Origin of the sequence: Embleya sp. NPDC127516, assembly GCF_044765325.1 — a bacterium.
GTDB lineage: Bacteria > Actinomycetota > Actinomycetes > Streptomycetales > Streptomycetaceae > Embleya.
In genome coordinates, this window is the sequence record NZ_JBIWJT010000006.1 from 61,189 (window position 1) to 73,552 (window position 12,364).

Genomic DNA, 12,364 nt, shown 5'->3' on the forward strand with positions numbered 1-12,364 from the left:
CATGCTACCGGCGTCTCCGTTTCACTGGTAGTTCCCCGTTCGCCCGTGCTCCCGTCCGGGCGAACCGAGTACACGGTCGACCATCACGCCGGCGCCGCCGGTGTACCCGGCCGGGTCCAGCAGTTCCGCCAGGCGCTCGGCGGGGATCCGTGTCGTGACCTCCGGCTCGCCGGCCAGCACCTCGGCCAACGACCGCCCGGTCCGCGCCGCGCTCGCGGACGCCGCGGCCGCCAGCGCCTTGGCCCGAGCCCGCCCGAGCGCGGGGGTCAGGATCGCCGCGAGCCGCTCGGTGACCATGTGGCCGCCGGTCGACTCCAGGTTGGCGCGCATGCGTTCGGGGTGGACGACCAGGCCCTCGGCGAGTTCCACGGCCGTGTGCGCGGCGCCGCCCGCGAGCCGCAGGCCCTCGCGCAACAACAGCCATTCGGCGTGCCACGCGCCCGCCGAGCGCTCGTCCTCGGCGACCGAACACCCGGACAACGCCGCCGCGATCGCCGGCACCTGGAGCGCCGCGCTGCGAATCAGCGTGGACAACACCGGATTGCGCTTGTGCGGCATCGCCGACGATCCGCCCCGGCCCGCCACGTCGGGTTCGGCCACCTCGCCCACCTCGGTCCGCGCCAACACCTGCACATCCACCGCGATCTTGCCCAGCACGCCGGTGGTACCCGCCAGCACGGCGGCCAGGTCGATCATCGGGGTGCGCAGCGCGTGCCACGGCAACGGCGTCCGGGCCAGGCCGGTTTCGGCGGCGAACGCGTCGACCAGCGCCTCGATGTAGACACCGGGGTCGAGCCGTTCGGCCGAGTCGTCGCGGACCGAACCGTCGCGGACCGAACCGTCGCGGACCGAACCGTCGCGTGCCGCGTATTCGAGCGCCGCGTATTCGAGATAGGCCGCCAGCGTGCCGGCTGCGCCGCCGAGTGACACCGGCAGGCCGTCCGCGAGCAGCGCGTCGATCCGTCGTCGGGCGTCCAGGACCGACTGCCGCCAGCCCGCCGCCTTGAGGCCGAAGGTGGTGGGCACCGCGTGCAGGGTCAGGGTGCGCCCGGCCAGCACGGTGTCCCGATGCCGCTCGGCGAGCACGCCGAGCGCGTCGGCGATCCGGGTCAGGTCGGCCCGTACGATGCCCAGGGCCCGCGCGGCGATCAACATCGCGCCGGTGTCCAGGATGTCCTGGCTGGTCGAACCGCGGTGCACGAACTCGGCCGCTGCCGAGTCCTGTTCGGCTACCGCCCGGGTGAGCGCGGCGACCAGCGCGACCACCGGATTGGCACTCTCCCGGGCGGCCAGGGCCACCTCGCGCAGATCGAAGCGCTCGGCCCGGGCCGTCGCGGTGATGATCTCGGCGGCGGCCCGCGGCAGGGTGCCCAGCCGCGCCTGGGCTCGGGCGAGCGCGGCCTCCGCGTCGAGCATGGCCTGGAGCCAGGCCCGATCGCACACGGCCGCCTCCACCGGCGTCCCGACCCGGACCGGGGACAGCAGTCCCGCGTCCTGCTCGATGTCCGGGCGAGCGCCCACGTGTTGGTCGAGTACGTGCGGGACAGCGGTCACACGATCACTCCGTTCGGGGTGATTTCCGGGTCGGTCGACAACACCGGACGCACGTTCGCCGGCGTTCGGGAGGCGGCGGGCAGCGCGAGGACCGCGCGGGCGATCGCGTCCGAGTCGGCGAGCGTGACCGAGTCCACGCCGGGGCGGATCCCGGCGGCGGTGACCCAGTGCACCGATTCGGTCGGCACGCCGTAGGCGAATCGGCGCGGATGCGGCCGGTCCCGCCCATCGATCAGCCGGTACGGCCGCTCGGTCACCGCCAGGCCGCCGGTCTCGTAGTCCTCGCCGCCGACACCGCGGATCCGGTACGGCGCGGCCTGGTCGGTGTTCAGCAGGTGACGCAGCAGCGGGTCCTCGGTCCGGCGCAGATCCGGCTCGGGCAGCCGGGCCTCGATCAACACCGCGGCGCGTACCGGCGGGCCCGGCACCATGGTGGAGGCGGCCACGAACGCCGGTTCGGCGACGTCCAGGCAGATCCGGGTGCCGGGCCCGGTCAGGGTCAACACGCCGGCCTCGATCAGCGCGATCATCTGCTCGATCCGGGCGGCCGGCGGGCCGATCGACAGGAAGCCGTTGAGCGGCGTGTACCACCCCTCCAGGTCGTCCCGGTGCGAGTCGCCGGTCAGGCCGCCGTGGTCGACCGCGAGCCGGATCTCGTTGCGCAGGTCCCGCAGGACATCCAACGCGGCCTTGAGCGGTCCGTCCACGTTCCCCTCCCGGGCCGCCGCGACGTCCCGCTCCAGGTACTCCACCAGCCACCGGGTGAACTCCGCCCGGCTCGCGAACTCCCGCTCGCCGTAGGGCCGGGAGATCGCCGACCAGTCCCAGTGCGCGGCCCGCTCGATGCCGTACGCGAGGGCGAGGTCGGCACTCTCGTCGTCCGAACCCGCCGCCAGGTACTCCCGGGTGAACGCCGCGCATTCGGTCTCCCGGCGGCCTCGCCGGCGCAACAGCGCCGCGTAGTACACGCTTTCCACCTCGCGGACGATCAGCGGCCACAGGTCCGCGGTGAAGTCGACCGGCCGTCCCTCTCGGGCGCGCCGGCGCAGACCCTCGACGTACTCGGGCGTCAGCAGCCGAGGAACGTACCGCCCGTGCGCGCCCTTCTGGTTCTCGCCACGGGCGTGGTAGGGCACGCCGCGCCGCGAACTCGCGTACATGGCGGGCTCGTTGCCCGACGGGTGATACACCGTCCGCCCGTCCTCGGCGCGATCGAAGCGGCCTCCCCTGCCGCTGCTGAACAGGGCCATGTGGTCGAAGAAGTTGAGCCCCAGGCCGCGCAACAACACGTTCTCGCCGGGCCGGACCCGATCCAGGTCCAGGTCCGCCGGATTGGCCGGGGTGATGTAGGTCAGATGGTGGATCCGGGCCAGGCTCGCGGTGCGGGCCTCGCGCGCGGACAGCCGGGCCGGCAGGTGGCCCAGGGCCAGCACCACCGCGTCCAACTCGTGCAGTCGGGTGCCGTCCTCCAGTCGCACCCCCTGCGGGCCGCCCGGTATGCCGTGCGTGTCCGCCAGCGCCACCGCGCGCGAGCGGTGCACCCGCACCGCGACATGCGCCGGCGCGCGGGCCACCACCCGCTCGAACGCGTCGTGCAGGTAGCGGCCGTAGAACGCGCGCGTGGGGTAGTCGTCGGGGCCCAGCGCGCGGGCCTCGGCGAGGATCTCCGCACCGAGGTCGCCCGCTTCGCCCGCGGCCGCCGCGGACCGCGCCCAGTCGTACAGGCTCGGCCCGGGCACGACCGGCCCCTCGATCCGCGAGCTCGCGTCGGTGTACACCGTGATCTGCGCCGCGACCGTGTTCATCAGCAGGTGCTGGGACTGCTCCGAACGCCAGACCGCGCCGGCCCCCGGCGAGGCGGGGTCGACCACGTGGATCGTGACCTCCGGATGGGTGGGCGCGGCGCGTTCGTTGGCGCACAGGCGCTCCAGGACGGAGAGCCCGCGCGGCCCCGCGCCCACGACGCAGACCCGGATCGGGCCGGCGGCGCTCATGCCGCCGCCTCCTCGGCGCGCGGGCCGCCGACCCGGAACCCGTGCATCCAGGCCACGTGGTCGTGCAGCCGATCGGCCGACATCGCGCCGAGCAGCGCGTTCCTGGTCTCGGCCGCGGCGCCCGCGGGATGCCACAGACGGATGCTGTCGCGCGCGGCGAGCGTGATCCGGGTGGTCCGCTCGTGCCGCGCGTCGCGGTACCCGGCCAGGCGCTGCGGCAGGTCGTCGGCTCGCGCACCGGCCAGTCGCGCGCCGAGCACGACGGCGTCCTCCAGGGCCTGACACGCGCCCTGCGCCGCGTAGTGCAGCATCGGGTGGGCCGCGTCGCCCAGCAGCGCGACTCGGCCGTCGGTCCATCGGGACACCGGGTCGCGGTCGACCAGCATCCAGGTCTTCCAGTCCGCGCCGAGTTCGAGCAGCCGCTGTGCGGTGCCGCCCAGGGCGGCGAGTTCGCGCAGCACCCGGTCGCGGTGCACGCACTCCCCGGCGACGGCCTCGGTGCCGCCGTCCGCGCGGCTGGCCGCGAGGTTGAGGAAGCGACCGCCGGCGATCGGGTAGTGCACGAAGTGACAGCCGGGTCCGGCCCACCACACCACCGACCGGTCGAAGCGCAGCGCGTCGGGTACCCGTTCCATCGGGATCACCGCCCGGTACACGCTGATCCCGGAGATCCGCGGCTCGCCGTCGCCGACCAGCCGGGCCCTGATCGCGGAGTGGATCCCGTCCGCGCCGATCAGTACGTCGCCGGTGATCCCGGTGCCGTCCGCGAGCAGGGCCGTCGCGCTCGTGGCGTCCCGGGTGTAGTCGACGACGTGCGCGCCGGCGTACAGCGACACGGCGTCGGCGGCCAGGCACGCGTCGAGCAGCGCCCGGTGCAGTTCCGCGCGATGCACGACGACGTAGGGGCCGGCGAAGCGGCGCCGGTACTGCTCGGTCAGCGGCAGGCTCGCCACGTGCGCACCGGTGATGCCGTCCATGAAGCGCAGTTCGGCCATTCGTACCGCGGCCGCGCGCACCGCCGCGCCCACGCCCAGGACGTCCAGGGCGTGCAGTCCGTTGGGGGCCAGTTGGATGCCGGCACCGATCTCGGCGAACTCGTCCGCTCGTTCGAGCACTACCGCGTGGTGTCCGCGGGCGGCCACCGCGAGAGCGGTGGCCAGCCCGCCGATCCCGCCGCCCGCGACGATGACCTCGGCCATCACGCACCCCGATCCTCGTCCTCGAGCCGGCGCGCCAACTCGAGGCGTTTGATCTTGGTGGTCGCGGTCTGCGGCAGGTCCTCGATCCGACGCTGGACCGGATCGGCCATGTCCGGAAGTTCGGCGGTGGCCGCACGCCAGGCGTCCCGATCGATGGGGTGGTCGTCCCTGGTGCACACCACCGGCACGGCGGTGCCGTCGGCGCCGGGCACGATGACCACCTCGGCGAGTTCGTCCAGCTTGTCGAACAGCACGTCCTCGGCGGCCAGCGTCGAGCCGAAGCCCTCGATCAGGTCGACCTCGCGGTCCAGCAGGTGGATACAACCCCACCTGGTCCGGTAGCCGACGTCGCCCATCCGCCACCAGCCGTCGGCGGACACCTGCGCGTCGTAGCGGTCCTGTTCGCCGAGGTAGGTGAGGACCCGTCCGTCGCTCTTGACCTCGATGAAGCCGGGGTGCTCGGCGGACGGCGGCCGGCCCGCCCGACCGACCACCCGGGCGGCGGTCATCCCGGGGAAGGGGCGGCCCACACAGCGACCGTCGGCGTCCGGGGCCCGGCCCCGGGTGAAGGCGCGCACCACGGCCGGCCCGACCTCGCTCTGGCCGTACAACTGGCCGAACAGCGGCGCGCGGCGCCGGGTGGCGGCCAGCAGTCGGTGCACGGTGCGCGGGTGGATCGCGTCGAAGGTGGAGCTGAACAGCTTCACGCCGGCCAGCGGTTCGCGCGGATCGTCGGCCAACTCCTCCCATTCCATGAAGGTGTTGGGATGCGCCTCCAGGACCCCCGGCCGCAGCCGCGCGAACAGATCGGCGGCGCGTCGGGGATCGGAGTCGGCCAGCACGGCGATCGGGAAGCCGCGCAGCAGCGAGATGGCCAGTGCGGTGATCAGTCGGGAGTGCACGAACGACACGTGCAGCGCGATGGTTTCCCGGCGCCGCAGGATCGGCGCGACGATCGCGGCCTGCGGCCGATACCGGGCCTGGAGGCTGCGGCCGGTGTGTACGGCGAGCTTGGGCACTCCGGTGGTGCCCGAGGTATGGGTGATCAGCGTCGGCTCCTCGGCGGGCCGGGTCACCGCGGGCACCCGGGCCACCCCGGCGAACGCGTCGAGGGTGGTGGCGTCCGGGTGTGTGCCCGTGGTCAGCAGCACCCGCGCGGTCTCGGCGAAGACCGCGCCCGGCAGTCCGTCGAGCTTGGCCCGGTCGGTGACCAGGAACGGCCGGTCGGTGCGCCGCACCAACTCGGCGACGGTCGCGCCGTCGAGCATCGGCGACAGCAACACCGGAACCCCGCCGGCTCGGGCGATCGCGCAGGCCAGGAGGGTGATGTCGAAGCCGTCGGATTTGTGCACCACGACCCGGTCGCCGGGTCGGATCCCGGCCGCGTGCAGCCGGGCCGCGAAGTCGTCGATCAGGTCGGCGATCTCCGGGATGGTCGCGCGCCGGCCCAGGTCGGGGGCGATGTCCAGGTCGTGGTCGAGGATCAGGACGTTGGCCGGGTGTCGGGCCGCCGCGCGTTCGAAGAGCGTGCCCAGTCGGATGCCGCGATTACCGATGCGTTGCAAGAACATGAGGTCAGACCTTCGTCGGTGGGTTCGGGCGGGCCGACGACCGCGGGGAGGGTGCGGGATGGCGGGCGGTGGACCCGGTCGGCCGAGGGTCGGGGGGCGGGTGCCGGCGGCGGTTCAGCGCCGGACGGCGGCGGAGCGCTCGACGACCCGCTTGATGCGTTCGAGGGTGACCGGCAGGTCCGTGGCGAGTTTGGCGCCCCACTCGGCCAGGAAGCGCAGCTTCTCCCGCTCGTCCATCGCCGCGGTGATGCCCCGGATCCCCTCGGTGGCACGGCCCATCCGGAACCGGTGGGTCAGCACACAACCGCCGTCGGCGGGCTCGATGTCGTAGCCCCACACGCTGTCCTGCCGCACCCCCGCCGAGTCCCGCATCGCCCAGCCGAAACCGCGCCCGGGCTCGGCGGCGACCACCTCGGATTCGGTGAACCACGTGCCCCGGACCACCGGGGCCCAGCCGACCACGTCCGCGGCCCGCAGGTTCTCGCCGCGGAACACCGCGCCCACCGTGCCCGGTTCGCCGCGGATCCAGGTGCCGCCGACACACTCGGGACTCCACTCCGCGCTGCGCGGCAGATCGCTGACGACCGCGTAGACCTCGGCCGGGTCGGCCGTGATGTGCGTATGCGCGGCCAACAGGAACAGCGGCGCACGCTCGCCGGCCTCGAAGGCCGCGAAGCTTGGTGCGTTGGTCATCTCCCGGCGCCCCTTTCGGTGTCGCTGGTATGGGCGAGAGCACTGCTACCACTCATCACGTTATGGTGGTAACAGCGCGGCGACCACGCCCTGGCGATAAGACGTCCTTCTCGAATCGCGAAGCCACGCGCGTCCCGAACCGGCGGGTCACGCAGGGGAATTCACTTCGCCTGATGCCAGACTCCGGTACATGCGCGCTGCCTACCTCGAACGGCTCGGCCCACCGTCGGAGATCCGTTTCGGCGAGCTGCCCGACCCCTCCCCCGGCCCCTGCGACGTGCTCGTCGACGTGTGGGCCGGCACGGTCAATCCGGTCGACACCTTCGTGCGCTCCGGGCGGTTCGCCACTCCCGTCGCGTTCCCGTTCGTCATCGGCCGCGATCTGGTCGGCCGGGTGGCCCGGGTCGGCCCGGGTGCGCCCGGCTTCGCCGTCGGCGACCCGGTCTGGAGCAACAGCCTCGGCCACGGCGGCCGGCAGGGTGCGGCGGCCGAACGGGCGGTGGTCGCCGCCGACCGGCTCTACCGACTCCCGCCGGGGGTGGATCCGTACGCGGCGGTGGCGGTGCTGCACCCCGCGGCCACCGCCCACCTCGCGCTGTTCGCGCACGGCGGCCTGCGCGCCGGCGACACCGTGCTGATCGCGGGCGCCGCCGGAAACGTCGGCGGCGCACTGGTCACACTGGCCGCCGAGGCGGGCGCCCGGATCCTGGCCACCGCCTCGGCCCGGGACGCCCGATACTGCCGTGAACTGGGCGCCGAGATCGTCTGCGACTATCGCGATCCAGACCTGACCCGACACCTCGCCGAGGCCGCCCCGAACGGCGTGGACCTGTATCTGGACACCTCCGGCCGCAACGACCTGGCGGCGGCGGTCGACCTCCTCGCCCGCCGCGGCCGGATCGTTCTGCTCGCGGGCGCGGGACCGGGCACCGCACCGGTATTGCCCGCGAGCGAGCTCTACATGAAGGACGGCTCGATCCGAGGTTTCGTGATCTCGCACGCCGGCGTCGACGAACTCGCCGCCGCCGCGGGGACGATCAACCGCCTCCTCGGCACCGGCCGGTTGCGCCCGCGCGCGATGGAGATCCTGCCGCTGTCCGCCGCCGCCGACGTGCACCGTCGGATGGAACGGCACGAACTGCACGGCACAAGAGTGGTACTGCGCACCGACCACGCGCCCCGACCCGATTCGCCCGGTCCCGCCGGGGAGTGACCCCTCACGACCCGCGGCGTTATCACCATGTCGGACCGGTTCCGCCGAACACCGAGGGAGCACGAATGTTGCGAGGTTTGGCCCATGTCAGGTACCAGGCGGCAGACTTGGCCGCGGCCCGCCGCTGGTACACCGAACTGCTGGGCATCGAGCCCTACTTCGAACGCCCCGGGTATGTCGAGTTCCGGGTCGGCGACTTCCGACAGGAACTGGGTCTGGTGGACGCTGCCTACGTCTCGGAGCTGGGCGCGCACGGCACGGCCGAGGCCGGCGGTGCCGTCGTCAGTTGGCATGTCGGGGATCTGCCCGCCGCGCTGGACCGGTTGCTGGCCATGGGCGCGAAGGAGCACGAGCCGGCCCGCGACTTCGGCGAGGGATTCGCCGGTGCCTCGGTGATCGACCCGTTCGGGAACGTGCTCGGCATCATGCACAACCCGAACTACCTGGACGTCCTGGCCGAGACCGGCAAGGGCTGAGCCCGGCGCGCCGCGGCTCGTCGTCCCCGTCGGTCACGCCGGGGACGACGGCCGCTCGCACGAGGGTCAACGCACGCGGGCCGCCTCGATCACCGCGGCCATCCGGTCGATCGTGGGCTCGTGCAGCAGATCACCCAACTCGACGTCGATGTCGAACAGCTCGCGCACCTGCTCGGTCAGCCGGGCGCCACGCAGCGAGTCGCCGCCGAGTTCGAAGAAGTTGTCCCGCACTCCGATCCCATCCAGTTCGAGCACCTTCGTCCACAACTGCACGAGCGAGTGCTCGGTGTCGGTGCGCGGCTCTCGGTACGGGCTGTCCAGGTCCGGCCGCGAGCGCGGCGGTTCGGGCAGCGCGGCGCGGTCGATCTTGCCGTTGACCGATGTCGGCAGCCCGCCCACGACATACGCGGACGGCACCATGAACGCGGGCAGCTTCTCCCGCAGCGCCCGACGGATGTCCGGGACCGCCGGCGCCGGTTCACCCTTGGGCTCGATGTACGCGGTCAGGCGCACGTCCCCGTCGGTGTCCCGATGCGCCAGGACCGCGACCTGGGCGACGCCCGGTTGCCTTGCGGCGACCACCTCGATCTCGCCGAGTTGCACGGTGTTGCCCTGCACCTTGAGTTGGTTGTCCACCCGGCCGATGATCTCGATGCCGCCGTCCTGCCAGTACCGCGCCATGTCGCCGGTGCGGTAGAGCACCGGGTTCCGGTCCGGATCGATCGGGTTGGACACCCACTTCAGCGCGGTCGCCTCGGGCCGGTTCAGGTAGCCGGCGGACAGGCTGTGGCCCGCGATGCACAGTTCGCCCACCACGCCCGGCGGTACCGGCGCGAGGTTCTCGTCCAGCACGTAGATCTTGACGTTGGGGATCGGCCGGCCGATCGGCGGCAGCCGGCGGGCCCGTCCCTCGGCCCCCAACTCTCGTCCCAATTCGGTGATGTCGCAGCCGGCGACGGTGGTCGCCTCGGCGGAGCCGTACAGGTTGATCAGGCGGAACGGCAGCCCGGCGGGCGGCCAGGACTGGATCCGCTCGCCGCAGACCCTGATGTTCGCCAACGGGGTGTCGGCGGGCCAGTCCAGGCTCCACAGCCGCTCGGCCATCGGCTTCATCAACAGCGTGGTGGTGATCCGCTTGTCCAGGTACCAGTCCTGGAGCAACTGCGGGGATGCCACCACCGATACATCGGGAATGTGCACCGTACCGCCGGCCGCGAGCACCGGGAAACACTCGACCTCGACCATGCCGTAGCCGGGTGCGGCCAGCCAGGTGCCCTGGGTGTCGGCGTTCATCCCGGTCATCTCGCACATGCTGTGGATCTGATTGCGCGCCGCCCCGAACCGGACCAGAACCGCCTTCGGCGCGCCGGTGGAGCCGGAGGTGTAGCAGATGTGGATCAGGTCGTCGACGTCCACCGGCGCACTCACCTCGGTGCTCGGCTCGGCGTGCCAGTCGGCGACGTCCAGCGAAAGCACCGGACAGTGTCCGGAGACCTTGTCCTCGTGCGCGGACAGCGTCACGACCGCGGCGGCCGAGGCGTCCTCGACCATGAAGCGCACCCGATCGGCGGGAAAGTCCGGGTCGAGCAGGATCGCCGCCGCCGCGAGCTTGAAGCAGGCGAGTTGGGCGATCAGGCTCTCCGCACCGCGCGGGAAGCAGACCCCCACCCGGTCCCGCCGGCGAACACCGGTCGCGGCCAGGCGGTGCGCGAGGCGATTGGCCCGGTCGTCCAGTTCCCGATAGGTCAGCGCGCTGTCCGGCAGCGCGATCGCGATCGCCTCGGGGGTTCGGCGCGCGAAGTCCGCGACGATCTCGTGGAAGAACGGCTCGGGTACGTCCTGTTCGGTCCGGTTCCACTCGACCAGGATGCGCTGCCTCTCCTCGTCGCCCAGCAGCGGCAGATCACGGACGAGCACGCCGTCGTCGGTGCTCAGCGCGCACAGCACGCGGGCCAGATGCCGGCCGTACTGGGCGGCCGCCTCTTCATCGAACTCGTCCTGGGAGAGCAGCAGTTCGTATGTGGCCTCGTCGACGCACAGGGTCAGCGCGGCGCGGGAGGCGAAGTCCCGCGCGGCCGCGTCGGCCACCATGCCGTGGCAGGGGCGACCCGCCGCCGGTTGTGCGGGCGGCGCGGCGGCGACGCCGGCGAGCAGTTCCGCCGCCGTCTCGTCGCCGGACACCCGCGGCTCGATGGTCTCGGTCGGTCCCGGACCGGTACGGCGAGCGATCAGCAGATCGGTCTCGCCGGTGTATCGGTGGATCAGCGCCGCGAGCGCCGCCGACGCGTACCGCGCCGGATCCGACTTCGCCCGATCGGGGGCGGCGATGGCGATCCGATGCACCGCTCCGGTGCGATCGCCGTCGATGTGCCGCGCGAGCGGAAGTGCCGAACTCGTGGTCGTGGCCACCGGAATCGTTCCTCTCGAATTCTCGGATGTCGGATGTCGGATGTCGGGAGGTGGGAGGTGGGTACGGGGATGTGGGTACGGGGAGGTGAGGGTGTCGGGTGTGCAGGTGTCGGGTGTGCGGGTGTCGGGAAGCCGGGTGTCGGTCCGAGTGCTCAGGCCACCATCACCGACGGATCCGCCGCGCGCCGGGCCTTCACCGCCTCCGCCAGGCGCTCGACCATGTGCATGGTCTGCTCCCAGCCCGCGCACGCGTCGGTGACGCTCTGGCCATAGGCGAGACCGTCGGTCCGACCCAGGATCAGATCCTGTCGACCGCAGGCCAGGAAGCTCTCGATCATCATCCCGGCGACGCCGGACTCACCGTCGGCGATGCGTTCGGCGACGTCCTCGACCACGTTGGTCTGCTCCTCGTGGTCCTTGCCGCTGTTGCCGTGGCTCGCGTCGATGACCACCCGTCCGGGCAGTCCCGCGGCCTGCAACTGATCGAGTGTCTCGGCCACGTCGGGCGCGCTGTAGTTGGGGCCTTCGGTGCCGCCGCGCAGCACCACGTGGCAGTCGGGGTTGCCGCTGGTGGTCACCACCGCCGCCTGCCCGTCGTCGGTGATGCTCGGGAACACGTGGCTGTTCGAGGCGGTGACGATCGCGTCGATCGCGTCGCCCGTGCGACCGGCGGTCGTGTTCTTGATCCCGACCGGCATGTCCAACCCACTGGTGAGCTGGCGGTGCACCTGACTCTGCACGGTGCGCGCACCGATCGAGGCCCACGAGACCGCGTCGGCGAAGTAGCGGGCGATCATCGGGTCGAGGAACTCGCAGCCGATCGGCAGCCCGGTTTCCAGGATCCGCACCATCAGCCCGCGCGCCATCCGCAGCCCGGTGTTCAGGTCGAACGACCCGTCCAGGCCGGGATCGCTGACCAGTCCCTTCCAGCCCATCCGGGTACGCGGCTTCTCCACATACACGCGCATGACGATCAGCAGTCGGTCCGCCATCCGCCGGGACACTTCCGCCAGGCGCTCGGCGTAGACCAGTGCGGCCTCGGTGTCGTGGATCGAGCACGGACCGGTGACCAGGACCAGGCGATCGTCCTTCCCGTTCAGGATGCGCTTGACGTCCCGGCGGGCCGCCAGCACGGCTTTGCGGGTCTCGGGCGGGATCGGTATCTCCTTTCGCAGGGCGGTCGGCGACATGAGTCTGTCGACCGCCGTCACGCGGGAGTCGGAGTTGCGGCTGAGGCTCATGACAAAGTTCCTTC

General features: G+C 72.4%; 9 protein-coding genes. 2 read left to right on the forward strand and 7 right to left on the reverse strand.

The genetic code is table 11. The features are described from left to right. Nucleotides 1-21: 21 nt before the first annotated feature. The 5 genes from ACIRL2_RS13315 to ACIRL2_RS13335 form a co-directional block, all read right to left on the reverse strand. A complete protein-coding gene (locus ACIRL2_RS13315) occupies nucleotides 22-1,554 on the reverse strand; it encodes a lyase family protein (RefSeq protein WP_402232042.1) in 1,533 nt (510 codons plus the stop codon). Next, the gene (locus ACIRL2_RS13320; protein WP_395867126.1) at nucleotides 1,551-3,548 is read right to left on the reverse strand and encodes an FAD/NAD(P)-binding protein; all 1,998 of its coding nucleotides are present in this window, start codon (nucleotides 3,546-3,548) and stop codon (nucleotides 1,551-1,553) included. Before ACIRL2_RS13320 ends, ACIRL2_RS13315 begins: the two co-directional genes overlap by 4 nt. After that, nucleotides 3,545-4,747: an FAD-dependent monooxygenase gene (locus tag ACIRL2_RS13325; RefSeq protein ID WP_402232044.1), complete on the reverse strand. Its 1,203-nt coding sequence runs from the start codon at nucleotides 4,745-4,747 to the stop codon at nucleotides 3,545-3,547. The genes ACIRL2_RS13320 and ACIRL2_RS13325 overlap by 4 nt, the downstream gene beginning before the upstream one ends. Further along, nucleotides 4,747-6,318: a class I adenylate-forming enzyme family protein gene (locus tag ACIRL2_RS13330; protein ID WP_395867122.1), complete on the reverse strand. Its 1,572-nt coding sequence runs from the start codon at nucleotides 6,316-6,318 to the stop codon at nucleotides 4,747-4,749. The genes ACIRL2_RS13325 and ACIRL2_RS13330 overlap by 1 nt, the downstream gene beginning before the upstream one ends. Nucleotides 6,319-6,432: 114 nt before the next feature. Beyond that, on the reverse strand, nucleotides 6,433-7,011 hold the full coding sequence (locus ACIRL2_RS13335; RefSeq protein ID WP_395867120.1) for an SRPBCC family protein: 579 nt from the start codon (nucleotides 7,009-7,011) through the stop codon (nucleotides 6,433-6,435). 190 nt (nucleotides 7,012-7,201) lie between these two features. On the opposite strand from ACIRL2_RS13335, the gene ACIRL2_RS13340 reads away from it, so the two are divergent. Continuing rightward, nucleotides 7,202-8,224 carry an NADPH:quinone reductase gene (locus ACIRL2_RS13340; RefSeq protein WP_402232047.1) on the forward strand — a complete coding sequence of 341 codons (1,023 nt, stop codon included), beginning with the start codon at nucleotides 7,202-7,204 and terminating at the stop codon, nucleotides 8,222-8,224. Nucleotides 8,225-8,301: 77 nt separating this feature from the next. Continuing rightward, a complete protein-coding gene (locus ACIRL2_RS13345; protein ID WP_402232049.1) occupies nucleotides 8,302-8,700 on the forward strand; it encodes a VOC family protein in 399 nt (132 codons plus the stop codon). A 66-nt stretch (nucleotides 8,701-8,766) separates the two neighbouring features. On the opposite strand, the gene ACIRL2_RS13350 is transcribed toward ACIRL2_RS13345, so the two are convergent. Both ACIRL2_RS13350 and ACIRL2_RS13355 read right to left on the reverse strand, forming a co-directional pair. Continuing rightward, nucleotides 8,767-11,109, reverse strand: a complete 2,343-nt coding sequence (locus ACIRL2_RS13350; protein WP_395867114.1) for an amino acid adenylation domain-containing protein — start codon at nucleotides 11,107-11,109, stop codon at nucleotides 8,767-8,769. 152 nt (nucleotides 11,110-11,261) lie between these two features. Next, on the reverse strand, nucleotides 11,262-12,350 hold the full coding sequence (locus ACIRL2_RS13355) for a 3-deoxy-7-phosphoheptulonate synthase (protein ID WP_395867112.1): 1,089 nt from the start codon (nucleotides 12,348-12,350) through the stop codon (nucleotides 11,262-11,264). Between the last annotated feature and the right edge of the window lie 14 nt (nucleotides 12,351-12,364).